A 15,207-nucleotide genomic window follows, 5' to 3' on the forward strand; every position below is an offset into this window, starting at 1 on the left:
CCACCGCCAATGACGAAAGGAAGCATGTTGGAGACGCCGTTCATCAGATGCTTGTAGATCTGATGGCCGATCCCCTCCTTTTCGGCGGAGGCTTCGGTTTTTGTCGATCCGCCTTGTGCATGGAATACTGGTGCTTTGCCGTCGAGAATGGTCTGAATCAGTTCTTGTGGGCGAGAGATGCCATCGGATACCTGCGTCTGGATAACAGGCTTTCCGTTAAAACGGGGCATATCCACTTTTGTATCCGCGGCGACGATGATGCCGTCCGCGGCAGAGATCTCCGCCGGTGTCAAGACGTTTTTCTTTCCACCGGACCCATTGGTCTCAACTTTTATCGTTACGCCCATTTCCTTAGCCTTTTCTTCAAGGCTTTCCGCTGCCATGTAGGTATGTGCAATTCCTGTTGGGCAGGCGGTTACAGCAAGGACACGGTAAGTACCAGGAGCAACATGCTTTGCTTCGGCCTCCTTTTTCTGAGTTTCCGCGACCTTTTTGTTTTCAGCTTCATCGACTAGGCGGAGAAATTCATCCTTATCTTTGGCATCGATCAGGCTCTGCCGGAAATCATCATCCATCAACAGGACACTCAGGCGGCCCAGGACATCCAGGTGTATATTGTCCTCCGTGTCCGGCGCTGCAATCAGGAAGAAGAGCTTTGCGGGTTCCCCATCCAGAGATTCAAAATCCACGCCGTCATGTGCCACGATCACCGCCAGGCCGGCCCGTTGAACCGCCTTTGTCTTTGCGTGTGGGATCGCAACGCCTTCCCCGATGCCGGTAGAGCCGATGGTCTCCCGTTTTAAAACACATGCTTTATACACTTCTTTGTCGAGAATATTGCCAGACCGCACCATCAGGTCCACTAGAAGATTGATTGCCTCCGCTTTGCTTTTTGGTGCCGCATGCAGGTCCATAGCGTCTTTGTTTAGAAGTTCCGTAATACGCATAAAAAGTCCTCCTATCAAAAATCTCAAGCGGTTTATAGGGTTTTCAAGAGCTTCCGAATATCGTCGCCGCTGGCCAGCCACTCTTGAAACGCGGAGGCGCTGCCTGCGGCCAACCCAGTTTTAAAAGCAGTTTCATAGTTATGCGAAGAAAGATAACCAGCGAGGAATCCCGCGACCATGGAATCGCCAGCCCCAACAGAGTTGACGACCTTCCCTTTTGGGGGAAGACTCTTGTGGATCGTTCCGCCTTCATCCACTAGGATTGCCCCATCTCCAGCCATTGAAATCAGAACATTGCGCGCCCCCATCTGTTGAAGTTTTTGCGCATAGAAGATGATCTCTTGATCCGTTCGAAGCGATTGTCCAAAGAGATCGCCCAACTCGTGGTTGTTTGGTTTGATGAGGAAAGGGTGGTACTTCAACACATTGCGCAGCAACTCCCCGGTAGCATCTACTACCACGCGGATATTACGACCTTCCAGCTGTTGCAGAATCCTTTCATAAATATTGGATGGTAAGGTATTGGGGATACTTCCTGCTAATACCAAAAGATCTCCGTCTAAAAGTTGGTCCAACTTTTGGAACAGGTTTTGCAAGTTTTCTGTGGTGAGATTTGGCCCCTGTCCATTGATTTCACTTTCCTGTTCAGCCTGGATCTTCACGTTGATCCGTGAAAACCCTTCCGGCACTTGGATGAAATCCGTGCGGCAGCCACATCGATCGAGTAACCGGCAGATTTCGTTCCCAGTGAAACCGGCGGTAAAACCGAGTGCCGTGCTTTCAACACCCAGATTGCGCAGGACAATGGAAACATTGATTCCTTTTCCGCCTGGATAGAGTTCCTCCGCCTCCGTGCGGTTGACGCTGCCGAGCGCGAGTGTGGGCAGTTTTACAATGTAATCGAGGGAGGGATTGAATGTTACCGTATAGATCATAAAGCGGTCTCCTTTCCAAGATCCGTTTCAATCACAGTGGTGTGGGAACGGATCTGTTTATCCGGCAAGCTGGTGGTAATGATGGCTGCTTGGGACAAGTCGGCAAAGATCACGGAAAAGAGTTGGTTGTATTTGGAGGGGTCCGCCAGAACATAACGTTTGTTACAGCGGCGTATAGCTTCTGTTTTTACCCGTGCTTCTTCAATGTCTGGAGTGCTGAATCCATCGCGGATACCCATTCCGTTTGTACCGAAAAAACCAATCGAAAAACGGTACCGCTGTAGGCTGTGTACCGCTTCTGTACCGACAAGTGCTTCGGTTACGGCCTTGACCTTTCCAGAGAGAATATAGGCCTCCAATCCTTTTTCCGCAAGCTTCCGCGCATGTACAATTCCGTTGGTTACATAAATAGCATTTTTTTCCGTAAGATACTCTATCATGCGTTCGGTTGTAGTGCCCGCGTCCAGGAACACAAAATCATTTTTATGTACCAGGGAGGCGGCACATTGTGCGATTCGGTTTTTCTCATCTACATGAAGGCTGTGACGCACAGACGTTTTATCTTCTGTCATTTGATAGACACCATCGACCGACGTGGCGCCTCCGTGTACTTTGTTTAGCTTTCCCATCCGGTGTAGAGCGGACAAATCGCGCCGTATGGTAGATTCCGAACTGTTGAGCAGTTCTGTCAATTCTAAGACGGATACGGCTTTTTTTTCATTCAGTCGTTTGAGGATGGCAGCATATCGTTCCTCTGTCAACATTCCGATCACTTCCTTTGTTATGATAATACAATCAAATTCAACCAAAGTCAAGCAAAATCAATCATTAAATTGACGAAATATGAGCACAGAGATTGTGCAAAACTGCAATTTTAATAAAGATTACAGGGACATTCTGTGCATATAAATGGTTGCTGTGATTGAAATTGAACGATTTTACGCAAGCGTATTGAAAGGAAGTCCATGCCAATTTGCACATACTTTTAGTTGTATTTTGCCAGGGAATCGGATATGATAGGTTCATACAGCGTGTTATCTACAAAAGTTTGCGCGATAAATGATCGATTATGAGCGAATGGCAACGGTTTTTCGGAATCAGAGAACCGACAATGGATACAGAAAAGGGGATGCAGAATGATTTCACAGGATATATTGCGTAAATATGCTGAATTGGCTGTGCGGATCGGTGTGAATGTACAACCGGGGCAACTGATGGTACTGACGTCCCCTGTGGACTGCGCCTTTTTTGCCCGCCTTTGTGTGGAGGAAGCATACCGCGCTGAGGCCGGAGAAGTGCGTGTCAACTGGGTCGATGAACGAACCGACAAATTGCGCTATCAATATGAAGCGCAGGACTCTATGACGTCCATTGCCCCTTGGCGAATAGAACAAAAACAAAATGACATTGACCGTCAATGCTGCTTTTTGTATTTGAAATCCAGCACACCCGGTCTGCTGGCGGATGTCCCGGGAGAAAAGCTTCAGGCCGTGCGTGTCGCAGAAGAACTGGCTTTTGAGAAGTTTGAGTTTTATACAATGGCGAATCATGGTCAGTGGAGCATTGTCGCCGTACCCTCTTTCGCTTGGGCCAAGAAGGTCTTTCCAGAATTGGAAGAACAAGCGGCACTGGATGCACTGTGGGATGCTGTTTTGGCGGGCGTGCGGATCGGCAGCCACCGCGATGCGGTCGCAGAATGGCGGGAGCATATTGCAAATTTGGCGGAGAACAGCCGGCGGTTAAATGCATACCATTTCGAATCCCTGCATTTTCAAAACTGCCTGGGGACCGATCTCTTGGTTGGGCTGGCAAAGGGGCATGTATGGGAGGGCGTAAGCTCTCGTGCAGACAATGATGCTGTTTTTGTGCCGAATATGCCCACCGAAGAAGTTTTTACGGCGCCGGATAAGTACCGTGTCAACGGGCGTGTTTATGCAACAAAGCCGCTCAATTATCAAGGGAAAATGATTCACAATTTCTGGTTCGTATTTCAAGATGGCAAAGTCTGTGAATACGGTGCGGAAAGCGGCGAAGATGTGTTGAAGAATCTCGTGGAATTCGATGCAGGAAGCGCGTATCTCGGCGAGGTGGCGTTAGTTCCAGACGATTCACCCATTTCGCGTTCAGGTTTGTTGTTCCTCACCACGCTGTTTGATGAAAATGCTTCATGTCATTTGGCGCTGGGAGCTTCCTATCCGGAAAATATTGCAGGAGGCGCTACGATGGACTGCGGCCAGCTGGAAGCAGCCGGAGCGAATCAGTCAAAAGAACACTGCGATTTCATGTTTGGCAGTTCAGACATGCAGGTCGATGGAATTTTACCCGATGGACGGGAAATCCCGGTGTTCCGCAATGGTGTGTTTGCTTTTCCAGATACGATATAGATCAGAAATAAAAGTAAAGGAGTGATCTTTGATGATGAACATTCAAAAAGCAGCAATGATCGGTTGTGGTGCGGTGGGCGCGACTTCTGCGTTCAGCCTCATTCAGAGCGGCTTGTTTTCAGAGCTGGTACTGATCGATGCAAACCAGGAAAAAGCGGAAGGAGAAGCGATGGACCTCAGCCACGGCCTTCCATTTGCTCGTCCCATGAAGGTCTATGCAGGAACGTATGATGATTTGGCCGACTGTTATTTGATTATCATAACAGCTGGGGCTGCACAAAAACCCGACGAGACGCGCATCGATCTGGTCAACAAAAATGTAAAAATCTTTAAGAGTATTATCCCGGAGATTGTAAAACGCAATACCAATGGCATACTGCTGGTCGTTTCCAACCCTGTGGATATTCTCACTTATGTGACTTTAAAACTCTCGGGATTCCCGGCAAACCGCGTGATCGGGTCCGGCACGGTGCTGGATACAGCGCGCTTAAAATACCTGTTAGGAGAACATTTGCAGGTCGATAGCCGTAGTATCCATGCGTTTATCATCGGTGAGCACGGCGATAGTGAGCTCGCAGTTTGGAGCAGCGCAAATGTCTCCGGTGTGGATTTGAATCATTTCTGTGAACTGCGGGGGCACTACAACCATATGGAAGCGATGGAACGCATTTATACCGACGTCCGTGACAGTGCTTATGAAATCATCGAAAAAAAAGGCGCCACCTACTACGGCATTGCAATGGCAGTGCGCCGCATCTGTGAAAGTATTATTCGGGACGAACACTCCATTTTGCCCATTTCCAGTTTGATTTGTGGGCATTACGGTTTGGGCGATGTCTGCATGGGTGTTCCGACCGTTGTGGGGCGTTGTGGAGCGGAAACCGTCTTGGATATTCCTCTCAGTGGACTGGAACAAAGAAAACTGATGGCTTCAGCCGATGCGCTCCGTACGGTATTGGACGGGATTGAACTGTAATTTTATCTTTCGATCAAAGAGGGTATCCCAAAAGTCATGAAATGACGGAAGGATACCCTCGTTTTTTTAGAAACTCAAATATTTTTGCAGACAGAAAGAGGACGCCCCTTTCCTATGAATCGAAAAATTCGTAGTTTTGGGGTACCCTCTTTTGTAGATTGTGCGCATAATGGGTTCCATCGATTATGAATGAGGGGGAAAGGGATTGGTCCCAAATATATCAAAAGAAATCTTTCTGGCTGTCGTTTGATTGAAATAGTTAACCTTGACAAAGTTTTGATAGTGGGCTTATAATACATAAGGTAGCATAGGCTAACTTTTAAAAACATTATCAAATGGGGGATTGAGGGAATATGACATTAAACGAATTGAAGATCGGCCAAAAATCCCGAATTTTAGCGGTGAATGGGCAAGGGGCGCTGCGCCGCCGCTTGCTGGATATGGGGCTGACACCCCATACAGAAGTGATGGTCCGCAAGGTTGCGCCAATGGGGGACCCAATTGAGTTGCATTTGCGCGGCTATGAACTGACCCTCCGCATAGAAGATGCGAAAAACATCGAAGTGGAGGAGGAATAAACCATGATGTTTGCATTGGCTGGGAACCAAAATTGCGGAAAAACGACCTTGTTCAACCAGTTAACTGGTTCCAACCAACATGTGGGAAATTTTCCGGGCGTGACTGTGGAAAGCAAAGAGGGGGTCATCCGTGGCTATAAAGAGAATACTGTGGTGGATCTCCCTGGGATTTATTCGCTTTCCCCCTACACAAATGAAGAGATCGTCACGCGTGACTTCCTTTTAAAAAATAAGCCGGATGGGATCATCAACATAGTGGACGCCACGAACATTGAGCGAAATCTTTATTTGAGTATGCAGCTGATAGAGCTACATATCCCTATGGTGATCGCACTAAATATGATGGACGAGGTGCGTGCCAATGGTGGGACCATAAAAATTGATAAGCTTCAAGAAGAATTGGGAGTGCCAGTTGTCCCGATTTCTGCCAGTAAAAATGAAGGAATCGATGAACTGATCGATACAGCTGTTCGGACGGCGCGCAACCGGCAGTATCCCCGCCGGCAGGATTTTTGTTCTGGAGCTGTGCATAGAGCGATTCATTCCATTGCTCATCTTGTGGAGGATCACGCAGAACGCATTCAGACTCCACCTCGTTTTGCTGCTACCAAACTGGTCGAAGGCGATGAACCCATGCGAAACGCCTTAAACCTTTCGGAAAATGAAAAAGATATGGTGGAGCATACGGTCTCCGAGATGGAACATGAACTCGATACGGATCGAGAGGCTGCATTGGCGGATATGCGTTATACGTTTATCGACCATCTCTGTGCAGACAGCGTGGTAAAATGCGGAGAGAGTAAGGAACACGCGCGCAGTGTGAAAATCGATAATCTTTTGACGAATAAATATTTAGCGATCCCGATTTTTCTGCTGATTATGATGACGATTTTTTGGCTCACTTTTGGGGTAATCGGCAGTTTTTTGAGTGACCTTCTCTCGGAGGGAATTGATCTTCTCACTGCTGTTGTAAGTGATGCGCTTACGGCTTATGGAATGAATTCTGTGGTACACTCCTTGGTAATCGATGGAATCTTTGCGGGAGTGGGGAGTGTTCTATCCTTTATTCCAACAATCGTTGTACTATTTTTCTTTCTTTCGATTTTGGAAGACAGTGGCTATATGGCGCGCGTCGCATTCGTCATGGACAAGCTTTTGCGTAAAATAGGGCTTTCGGGCCGGAGCTTTGTTCCGATGTTGATTGGATTTGGCTGCTCTGTTCCTGCCATTATGGCTACGCGGACTCTGTCCAGCGAGAGAGATCGGAAGATGACCATCTTGCTGACACCGTATATGAGTTGCTCAGCAAAGCTTCCCATTTACGGAATGTTTACCATGGCCTTCTTTCCGGAAAACCGCGCTTTGGTGATGATTGGTCTTTACGTTCTTGGCATGGCGGTTGGCATTTTAATGGGCTTATTGTTGAAGGGAACCCTGTTTCATGGGAATCCAGTGCCATTTGTAATGGAACTTCCCAACTATCGGCTACCCAGTCCCAAGAGTGTCTGTATGTTGTTGTGGGATAAGGCAAAGGACTTTTTGACCCGTGCCTTCACTGTGATTTTTGTTGCCACAATTGTTATATGGTTCTTACAGAGCTTCGATACCCGCTTGAATCCTGTTTCCAGTGGAGAAGCAAGCATGTTGGCCGGAATCGGCCGGTGGATTGCCCCGGTCTTTGCACCGCTTGGCTTTGGAGACTGGCGTGCTTCGACTGCATTGTTGACTGGATTCAGTGCAAAAGAGGCAGTTGTGAGTACCTTTGCAGTTCTTACGGGTGCCAATACGGCGAATATGCCCTCTGCTCTTGCGTCTGTATTCTCTCCGTTGACCGCATTCTCTTTTCTGGTGTTTACATTACTTTACACACCTTGCGTTGCAGCCATTAGCGCAGTGCGTAGGGAAATGAACAGTGGAAAAGCGGCAGTCGGTGTGGTTTTTTTACAGACAGGTGTTGCTTGGATTGTCTCGTTTGCCATTTATCATCTGGGGATGTTGTTTGTGTGACAGAGAGGACATGATTTTATGAACGGAATCGATTTTGCCATTCTAGCGATTATTTTTGTGTTGGTTGTTTTAGCAGTTCGCTATGCTTGGAACCATCGGAATTCCTGTGGTGGGAATTGCTCCGGATGTTCCCACAGTCAATCGTGCCAGAACTTACGCGACCATTCAGAGAAGAAATAACGAGTAGGATTTTGATGATTTTGTATTTGGTGAGGAAAAGCATAATACAACAAAAGACGCCCTGTATCACGGTATGTTTAACCGGATACAGGGCGTCTAGCCTTGTTAGCAGATTTTGCTTAGTCGGTTGCGATCGCCTTTTATCTTGACAATCCATTCTTCAGCAAGTCGAACCAAGTTGCCTATTCCACCGAAATTCCAAGCTCGTCCATCTTCTCCCTCAGTTTTAAGAAGTCCTCAAAAGCGCCGGGCTTACTGCTCGGATTGCGCAATAAAGCGGCGGGATGAAGTGTGGCCATCATCCAAACGCCATTTTTTTCTGTAAATATGCCGTGCTCCTTTGTGATTTTAAAATCCGGGCGGATAAGTTTCATCGCTGCAATACGGCCGAGACAAACAATTATCTTTGGTCGAATGAGATATACTTGATTGCGCAGCCAATGGATACAAGTCTCCTGTTCCTCTGGTAGAGGATCACGGTTTTGGGGCGGACGGCATTTGACAATATTTGCAATATAGATGTTCTTTTGACGGTCTAAATCAATGGCATCCAACATTTTGTCCAAAAGCTGGCCGCTGCGTCCTACAAATGGTTCTCCTTTCAAGTCTTCCTGTTCTCCAGGGCCTTCTCCAATAAATAGAACCTTGGCTTCTTTGTTACCAACACCAAATACCAGGTTGGTTCGCCCGGAACACAGGCCGCACTTTTGACATCCCATACAGGCGGTTTCCAGCTCTTCCCAAGTTTGATACATATGGATTTTCTCCTTTATATCATTTTTGCGAAATTTTTTTAAACATGACCGTTGTGATCGCTAACCATATTGGCAGATAAGGTGATTCTACTTTACTCTTTAGTGATCAGAGGGAGGCGAGCTTTAGCGAAGCCGGCTTCCGGTTACAGCGTGAGGTTATCTAAAACATCCGAGTTTGAAGAATGGAAAGGCACTAATAGAAAATTTGCGAAATCACAAAGCCGGATGTTTCAATGCTCTCTCAGCCGTCGGAAGAGGGCGAGCTTTTGCGAAATCGACTTCCGGTTACGGCGCGAGGTTATCTAAAACATCCAAGCTCGAAGAATGGAAAGGCACTAATAGAAAATTTGCGAAATCACAAAGCCGGATGTTTCAATGTTCTCTCAGCCGTCGGAAGGAGGCGAGCTTTGGCGAAGCCGGCTTCCGGTTACGGCGTGAGGTTATCTAAAACATCCAAGTTTGAAGAATGGAAAGGTGCCAAGAGAAAATTTGCGAAATCACAAAGCCGGATGTTTCAATGCTCTCTCAGCCGTCGGAAGGAGGCGAGCTTTAGCGAAGCCGGCTTCCGGTTACGGCGTGAGGTTATTATAACACGAAATATTCCCCAGGAAAAGAAGGGAATTCCGTTGAATTTTCTTGCGTCCTGCGGTACAATAAATCCAGAACCAATTACCCTTTTAAGCAATTCGCATATTTTATAGAATTTAGGAGATGGATGATATGAAAATTATGGTGGAAACGTCCGCGCGTCATGTGCATTTGACGCAGGAACATTTGGATATTCTATTCGGAAAAGATTATGCCCTCACTCCCAAGAAAGCATTGTCCCAGCCTGGCCAGTTTGCTTGTGTGGAAAAAGTAGAAGTAGTTGGTCCAAAGGGATCTCTGAAAATGTCCATTTTGGGACCGGTCCGTCCAGAGACACAGATTGAAGTCTCAAAGACGGAAACCCGTACCTTGGGAATTGATGCGCCGCTGCGGATGTCTGCCGATTTAGAGGGAACGCCGGGGTGTAAAATCATCGGTCCCAAAGGGGAGATCACCGTTGATAAAGGTGTGATCGTTGCAAAACGCCACGCGCATTTTACGCCAGATGATGCAAAGGCATTTGGTGTGACAGATGGACAAGCCATTCAAATCAAGTTGGATTATAATGGCCGTGCATTGATTTTTGGAGATGTGATTGCTCGCGTAAGCAAGACGGCTGGTTTGGCTGTGCATATCGACACGGACGAAGCAAATGCCGCAGGTCTGACAGGGACTGTTGACGGCGAAGCAATTGTCGGCTGATTTTATCCGTTTTTTATGAAAGGGATGCTGCACGAGAAGCGGCATCCCTCTTTTTGATTTAAAACTGACCTGGTTAAATTTGCGAAAATTGGATATTGTGAAAGATACAGATGCGATTATAATAAAGACAACATGGGGAAGCCCTTGTTCCATCGGATGGAGTGTTTTGGCGCCGGATCAATTGGGAAATGTGGTTGCAAACACATACCCATTTATACAGGCTTGGAAGGGATCAATTTGTTGAGGCCTGTAATATCAACTGGATAGGAGGCCATTGAAATGCAAAATAACCGTTACGAATTGAACAAACAGCTTGCCCAGATGCTCAAAGGCGGAGTAATTATGGATGTTACAACACCGGAGCAGGCAAAGATCGCAGAGGCGGCAGGTGCTTGTGCTGTTATGGCTTTGGAGCGTATACCAGCGGATATTCGTGCAGCTGGTGGTGTCTCTCGTATGAGCGATCCAAAAGTGATTAAAGGAATTCAGCAGGCTGTGTCGATACCAGTGATGGCAAAGTGCCGGATCGGACATTTTGCAGAGGCGCAGATTTTGCAAGCCATTGAGATCGATTATATTGACGAAAGTGAGGTTCTCTCTCCGGCAGACGATGTTTATCACATAGACAAAACAAAGTTTCAGGTTCCGTTTGTCTGTGGGGCAAGGGATTTGGGAGAAGCCCTTCGTCGAATCAGCGAGGGAGCCTCGATGATTCGCACAAAAGGGGAGCCAGGGACAGGAGATATTGTCCAGGCTGTGCGCCATATGCGCAAAATGAATGCAGAAATTGCCAGATTGACAGCTATGCGTACGGATGAGCTCTATGAGGCGGCAAAAGAACTGCGTGTTCCATACGAATTGGTACAATATATCCATGAGAATCGAAAACTTCCGGTTGTCAATTTTGCAGCGGGAGGTGTGGCAACCCCGGCTGATGCGGCGCTCATGATGCAACTTGGCGCAGAAGGAGTATTTGTAGGCTCTGGAATCTTTAAGTCTGGAAATCCAGAAAAAAGGGCCGCTGCCATTGTTAAATCGGTTACAAATTATATGGATGCTTCCCTTTTGGCCGAGCTTTCCGAAGATCTGGGAGAAGCCATGGTTGGTATCAACGAACAGGAGATTGAGATTCTAATGGCAGAGAGGGGAAAATGACCCATGCGAATCGGTGTTTTAGCCGTACAAGGGGCATTTATAGAACATGAACAGATGTTGCGAAAATTGGATGTAGAGACTTTTGAGATCCGACGAAAAGAAGATGTAAGCCAGCCTTTGGATGGACTCGTTCTTCCAGGTGGAGAGAGTACCGTTATGGGAAAGTTGTTGCAGGAACTGGGGCTCTTTGAACCACTGCACAAACAAATAGTACAGGGGTTGCCTGTATTGGGAACCTGTGCTGGATTGATCTTGTTGGCGGAAACACTTTCTAATGATTCGCATACGTATTTTGGTACGTTGCCGGTCACAGTACGGCGGAATGCTTATGGGCGGCAGTTGGGAAGTTTTTTAAAGATTGGGCAGATAGATGGCCATGAAGCATTTCCTATGGTTTTCATCCGAGCGCCATCTATTGAATCGATTGGAGCGGATGTAGAAGTTTTGGCAACCGTTGACGGAAAGACCGTCGGTGTGCGATACAAAAATCAGATCGGCGTTTCGTTTCATCCGGAATTGACCAGCAACCTTACTTTTCATAGACTCTTTTTAAAAATGATAGAACAATCCAAAAACAAATCGGAAAAGCGTCGATTTCCCGATGTAGAAGGATGGGAAAAAGTAGGATCGGGTTGAAAACCGTATAGCTCGATTAAAAGATCGTTTGACAAAAGCGCACCTTCGATTGGCCTTTTACAGCCAATATCTCAAGGTGCGCTTTTCATAGCTTGATTATTTTGTGATCTTTAAGCGTCAAAGCGTATGCTAAATCAAAGATTTAATAACGCCTTTATCACTTGTGATATTTTTCCACAATGTCCGTCACAGCGTCAATCACGTATTGTACCTGCTCGTCCGTCATGGTGGGATAAAGCGGAAGAGAAATCAATCGTTCGAAGTGCTTTTGTGCCATTGGAAAATCACTGTCAGCAAAGCCAAAACGCTTCTTATAGGCGGACATATTGTGAACCGGAATGAAGTGGACACTGGTGCCGACATTTCGTTCATTGAGTTCTACGATGAATTGGTCGCGATCAATGGCCAAAAGCTTGGGAACAATGCGAAGCACATACAGATGCCAACAATGTGTGGCGTAGTCCGGGACGAAAGGCGGGTCTAAAGCGTCAATCTTTCCAAACGCTTCCTGATATTTAGCGGCGATTTTCAGACGCGCGGCCTGCATTTCCTCCAATCGGGAAAGCTGCACCAGCCCCAGAGCGGCTTGAATGTCGAACATATTATATTTAAAACCCGGCTCTGCAATATCATATCGCCAAGAACCGCCTTTTGCATAGCGATTCCATGCATTATGGCTCATCCCCTGGCCGGCAAGGACGCGCGCTTTTGCATCAATTTCATCGCTATCGGTGACAAGCATTCCACCGTCGCCTGTACACAGATTTTTTGTTGCGTAAAAACTGTAGGAAGCGGCTCCCTGCAACCGATTGCCGATCAAGCGTCCCTTATAGCGGCTCCAAAGCGCATGCGCTGCATCTTCGCTTACATACAAGCCGTGTTTATCGGCAATGGCATAGATACGGTCCAAATCGCATACCTGCCCACTGTAATGTACAGGAACAATGGCCTTCGTCCGGGAAGTAACTTTTTTTTCAATCTCGTCTGGATCGATGCAACCAGTCCGATAATCAATATCCGCAAATACAGGGGTAGCGCCCGTGTGGATAATGGTGCTCGCGGTGGAAGCGAATGTCATTGGAGTTGTAATCACTTCGTCGCCTGGACCAATCCCTTTTGCAAGCAGCGAAATATGCAGTGCCGCTGTACAGGAGTTCATAGCAATGGCGTGCTTTGCACCGAGATAACCGGCAAATTCCTGTTCAAAACGGTTGGTTCGAGGGCCTTTTGCAACCCAACCGGATTTCAGGGTTTCTACAACTTCGTTGATTTCCGCATCGGTAATGTCCGGTACATTATAAGGGATAAAATCGTCCCTTTTCTGAAAATCACTCATGAATCAATTGCCTCTTTTTCTCACAAAATATGGGCATACCATATAACGTGCAACCTGGATGGGAGTTCCTTGCAAATTTGCTGCGGCCGCACAGCCACACAAGAGTATTTTACGCCCAATATGCGGTTTTACTAATAATTACGTGTAAATCATAATACGATTGATACCTATTGTCAACACTAATTCCATGGCGAAAGATTGACTAAAAAGGGCCTTCGAGCTATAATGTTAGGGAATAAATGGCGGGAAGAATCGGGTAAAATAGGAAAAAACGGCGTGTTCTTTCCGCTGATAAGGAATGGGGCTTGTTCGTGGAGAATACCGCAAACGACACATTTTTTGTTCATCCGAGTGCATGTGTAGACACAAATGTGCAGATCGGCGAGGGAACAAAGATCTGGCATTTTTGCCATATCAGTCAGGACGCCTCCATTGGGAAGAATTGCACGATGGGGCAGAATGTCTTTGTTGCACCCGGGGTAAGAATTGGAAACTTCTGTAAGATTCAAAACAATGTCTCCGTATACGATGGCGTCGAACTGGGCGACTACGTATTTTGCGGGCCGTCCATGGTCTTTACCAATGTGCAGCGGCCTCGTTGCAAATATCCGCAATCCGGGCATCAGTTCTATGTGCGGACGCCTGTGTGTGAAGGCGCTAGTATCGGCGCAAACGCAACCATTGTATGTGGCCATCGGATTGGCCGGCATGCATTTATTGCTGCTGGAAGTGTGGTCACAAAGGATGTGCCCGACCATGCCATTATGATGGGTGTCCCGGCAAGGCAACATGGATGGGCTTGTGAATGCGGAGAAACGTTGGATCAATCGCTCCACTGCCCCAAATGCGGTAGAAATTATCGCGAGGGTGCAGAGGGCCTTGAGGAGGAAGTCAAATAAATGCAAAAAATTGCTTTTAATGATTTGGAAGCGCAATATGCACATTTAAAAGAAGAAATCGACGCGGGAATTGCCTCCGTGATTAAAGGGTGTCATTTTATCTCTGGACCCCAGGTGGGAGAACTGGAACAAGCGCTCTGTGCTTATACGGGACGGAAATACTGTGTGACGGTGTCCAGCGGAACTGATGCGTTATTGATGCCCCTGATGGCGTGGGACATTCATGAGGGTGACGCCGTATTCGTGCCGGGCTTTACGTTTTTTGCCACGGCAGAAGTGGTTAGTTTGACCGGTGCGACTCCGGTATTCTGCGACATCAATCCCCATACGTTCAACCTGGACCCGGATTCCTTAAAAGAGCAGGTAGAGCGCGTGCTGCGGGAGGGAACGCTCACCCCGAAAGCTGTGATTCCGGTGGACCTGTTTGGTGAGCCCGCGGAATTCCCAAGAATCGAAGAAATCTGCCGGGAGTACCATCTTTTATTGATGGAGGATGCCGCACAGGGATTTGGCGGCGCTATCCAGGGCAAACGCGCATGTTGCTTTGGCGATGTTTCAGCTACCAGCTTTTTCCCGGCGAAAGTTCTGGGGTGTTACGGCGACGGCGGCGCGATATTTACGGACGATGAGGAGATGTATCAAAAGCTGCTTTCCATCCGTGTGCACGGAAAAGGCTCTGATAAGTATGAAAATATACGTCTTGGCCTAAATGCACGCTTGGATACGATGCAGGCGGCAATTCTGCTGCCGAAACTCCGGGCTTTGGATGAGGAGATAACCGTCCGGAATCGGATGGCCGCGCGCTATTCCGAGCAGTTGGAAGGGATTGTAGAGCCTCAGGCGGTATTGGACGGCTATTTTTCTAGCTTTGGATATTATACAGTTCAGGCAAGGGACGGCGCACATCGGGACGCCATCATGAAAGAGCTGAAGGAGCAGGGAATTCCAACGATGATTTATTATCCGATTCCGCTCCATCTTCAAAAAGTATATGAACCATTGGGCTATCAAAAGGGAGACTTGCCGGTTTGTGAAGCACTGTGCGAGCGCGTATTTAGTTTGCCAATGCACGGTTATCTGACGCAGGAACAGGTCGACTTTATCTGTGATACAATCAAAAGCCTTTGAG

At 47.4% G+C, this 15,207-nt stretch carries 16 protein-coding genes; 11 read left to right on the forward strand and 5 right to left on the reverse strand.

Translation table 11 applies throughout. From position 1 onward, the window contains the following. The 3 genes from B9Y59_RS04130 to B9Y59_RS04140 all read right to left on the reverse strand — a co-directional run. The coding region (locus tag B9Y59_RS04130; protein WP_158089059.1) for a fructose PTS transporter subunit IIA at window positions 1-947 on the reverse strand (947 nt) is incomplete at its 3' end. A gap of 32 nt (window positions 948-979) precedes the next feature. After that, window positions 980-1,882, reverse strand: coding sequence for a 1-phosphofructokinase (gene pfkB, locus B9Y59_RS04135; RefSeq protein ID WP_054323632.1), 903 nt, complete (start codon window positions 1,880-1,882; stop codon window positions 980-982). Beyond that, window positions 1,879-2,646 (reverse strand): DeoR/GlpR family DNA-binding transcription regulator, encoded by a 768-nt coding sequence (locus B9Y59_RS04140; RefSeq protein WP_085531962.1) that lies wholly within the window; start codon window positions 2,644-2,646, stop codon window positions 1,879-1,881. The genes pfkB and B9Y59_RS04140 overlap by 4 nt, the downstream gene beginning before the upstream one ends. A gap of 372 nt (window positions 2,647-3,018) precedes the next feature. Between B9Y59_RS04140 and B9Y59_RS04145 the strand changes: the two genes are divergently transcribed. The 5 genes from B9Y59_RS04145 to B9Y59_RS04165 all read left to right on the forward strand — a co-directional run bounded on the left by B9Y59_RS04145 (window position 3,019) and on the right by B9Y59_RS04165 (window position 8,007). Next, window positions 3,019-4,266 carry an aminopeptidase gene (locus B9Y59_RS04145; protein ID WP_085531964.1) on the forward strand — a complete coding sequence of 416 codons (1,248 nt, stop codon included), beginning with the start codon at window positions 3,019-3,021 and terminating at the stop codon, window positions 4,264-4,266. 31 nt (window positions 4,267-4,297) lie between these two features. After that, entirely contained in the window at window positions 4,298-5,242 is a 945-nt protein-coding gene (locus B9Y59_RS04150; protein ID WP_085531966.1) for an L-lactate dehydrogenase, read from the forward strand. Window positions 5,243-5,595: 353 nt separating this feature from the next. After that, window positions 5,596-5,820 carry a FeoA family protein gene (locus B9Y59_RS04155; protein WP_054323630.1) on the forward strand — a complete coding sequence of 75 codons (225 nt, stop codon included), beginning with the start codon at window positions 5,596-5,598 and terminating at the stop codon, window positions 5,818-5,820. 3 nt (window positions 5,821-5,823) lie between these two features. Next, window positions 5,824-7,827 (forward strand): ferrous iron transport protein B, encoded by a 2,004-nt coding sequence (feoB, locus tag B9Y59_RS04160; protein ID WP_085531968.1) that lies wholly within the window; start codon window positions 5,824-5,826, stop codon window positions 7,825-7,827. An 18-nt stretch (window positions 7,828-7,845) separates the two neighbouring features. Beyond that, window positions 7,846-8,007 (forward strand): FeoB-associated Cys-rich membrane protein, encoded by a 162-nt coding sequence (locus tag B9Y59_RS04165; protein ID WP_082402131.1) that lies wholly within the window; start codon window positions 7,846-7,848, stop codon window positions 8,005-8,007. Window positions 8,008-8,189: 182 nt separating this feature from the next. On the opposite strand, the gene B9Y59_RS04170 is transcribed toward B9Y59_RS04165, so the two are convergent. Next, window positions 8,190-8,762, reverse strand: coding sequence for a uracil-DNA glycosylase (locus tag B9Y59_RS04170; RefSeq protein ID WP_085531970.1), 573 nt, complete (start codon window positions 8,760-8,762; stop codon window positions 8,190-8,192). Between the two features lie 407 nt (window positions 8,763-9,169). On the opposite strand from B9Y59_RS04170, the gene B9Y59_RS04175 reads away from it, so the two are divergent. From B9Y59_RS04175 to pdxT, 4 genes are all read left to right on the forward strand, one after another. Continuing rightward, window positions 9,170-9,463 carry a hypothetical protein gene (locus tag B9Y59_RS04175; RefSeq protein ID WP_085531972.1) on the forward strand — a complete coding sequence of 98 codons (294 nt, stop codon included), beginning with the start codon at window positions 9,170-9,172 and terminating at the stop codon, window positions 9,461-9,463. Window positions 9,464-9,482: 19 nt separating this feature from the next. Then, complete coding sequence (locus B9Y59_RS04180) at window positions 9,483-10,052, forward strand: phosphate propanoyltransferase (RefSeq protein WP_054323628.1); 570 nt, start codon at window positions 9,483-9,485, stop codon at window positions 10,050-10,052. 279 nt (window positions 10,053-10,331) lie between these two features. Then, window positions 10,332-11,207 carry a pyridoxal 5'-phosphate synthase lyase subunit PdxS gene (gene pdxS, locus B9Y59_RS04185; RefSeq protein ID WP_085531975.1) on the forward strand — a complete coding sequence of 292 codons (876 nt, stop codon included), beginning with the start codon at window positions 10,332-10,334 and terminating at the stop codon, window positions 11,205-11,207. Between the two features lie 3 nt (window positions 11,208-11,210). Further along, window positions 11,211-11,843 (forward strand): pyridoxal 5'-phosphate synthase glutaminase subunit PdxT, encoded by a 633-nt coding sequence (gene pdxT / locus B9Y59_RS04190; RefSeq protein WP_054323625.1) that lies wholly within the window; start codon window positions 11,211-11,213, stop codon window positions 11,841-11,843. Between the two features lie 157 nt (window positions 11,844-12,000). Here the strand turns inward: pdxT and B9Y59_RS04195 are convergent, their stop codons facing one another. Further along, window positions 12,001-13,179 carry a DegT/DnrJ/EryC1/StrS family aminotransferase gene (locus tag B9Y59_RS04195; protein WP_085531977.1) on the reverse strand — a complete coding sequence of 393 codons (1,179 nt, stop codon included), beginning with the start codon at window positions 13,177-13,179 and terminating at the stop codon, window positions 12,001-12,003. Between the two features lie 311 nt (window positions 13,180-13,490). Between B9Y59_RS04195 and B9Y59_RS04200 the strand changes: the two genes are divergently transcribed. Together B9Y59_RS04200 and B9Y59_RS04205 are read left to right on the forward strand one after the other, a co-directional pair. Beyond that, window positions 13,491-14,078, forward strand: coding sequence for an acyltransferase (locus B9Y59_RS04200; RefSeq protein WP_054323715.1), 588 nt, complete (start codon window positions 13,491-13,493; stop codon window positions 14,076-14,078). After that, window positions 14,079-15,206, forward strand: a complete 1,128-nt coding sequence (locus tag B9Y59_RS04205) for a DegT/DnrJ/EryC1/StrS family aminotransferase (RefSeq protein ID WP_085531979.1) — start codon at window positions 14,079-14,081, stop codon at window positions 15,204-15,206. The last annotated feature ends 1 nt before the right edge of the window (window position 15,207 follow it).

This window comes from Anaeromassilibacillus sp. Marseille-P3371 (assembly GCF_900169665.1).
Lineage (GTDB): Bacteria > Bacillota > Clostridia > Oscillospirales > Acutalibacteraceae > Anaeromassilibacillus.

Bases quoted from the DNA above. Each gene is read 5' to 3' on its own strand.
- pfkB (WP_054323632.1), bottom strand. From the start codon at position 1,882: ATGATCTATACGGTAACATTCAATCCCTCCCTCGATTACATTGTAAAA.
- B9Y59_RS04140 (WP_085531962.1), bottom strand. From the start codon at position 2,646: ATGTTGACAGAGGAACGATATGCTGCCATCCTCAAACGACTGAATGAA.
- B9Y59_RS04145 (WP_085531964.1), top strand. From the start codon at position 3,019: ATGATTTCACAGGATATATTGCGTAAATATGCTGAATTGGCTGTGCGG.
- B9Y59_RS04150 (WP_085531966.1), top strand. From the start codon at position 4,298: ATGATGAACATTCAAAAAGCAGCAATGATCGGTTGTGGTGCGGTGGGC.
- B9Y59_RS04155 (WP_054323630.1), top strand. From the start codon at position 5,596: ATGACATTAAACGAATTGAAGATCGGCCAAAAATCCCGAATTTTAGCG.
- feoB (WP_085531968.1), top strand. From the start codon at position 5,824: ATGATGTTTGCATTGGCTGGGAACCAAAATTGCGGAAAAACGACCTTG.
- B9Y59_RS04165 (WP_082402131.1), top strand. From the start codon at position 7,846: ATGAACGGAATCGATTTTGCCATTCTAGCGATTATTTTTGTGTTGGTT.
- B9Y59_RS04170 (WP_085531970.1), bottom strand. From the start codon at position 8,762: ATGTATCAAACTTGGGAAGAGCTGGAAACCGCCTGTATGGGATGTCAA.
- B9Y59_RS04180 (WP_054323628.1), top strand. From the start codon at position 9,483: ATGAAAATTATGGTGGAAACGTCCGCGCGTCATGTGCATTTGACGCAG.
- pdxS (WP_085531975.1), top strand. From the start codon at position 10,332: ATGCAAAATAACCGTTACGAATTGAACAAACAGCTTGCCCAGATGCTC.
- pdxT (WP_054323625.1), top strand. From the start codon at position 11,211: ATGCGAATCGGTGTTTTAGCCGTACAAGGGGCATTTATAGAACATGAA.
- B9Y59_RS04195 (WP_085531977.1), bottom strand. From the start codon at position 13,179: ATGAGTGATTTTCAGAAAAGGGACGATTTTATCCCTTATAATGTACCG.
- B9Y59_RS04205 (WP_085531979.1), top strand. From the start codon at position 14,079: ATGCAAAAAATTGCTTTTAATGATTTGGAAGCGCAATATGCACATTTA.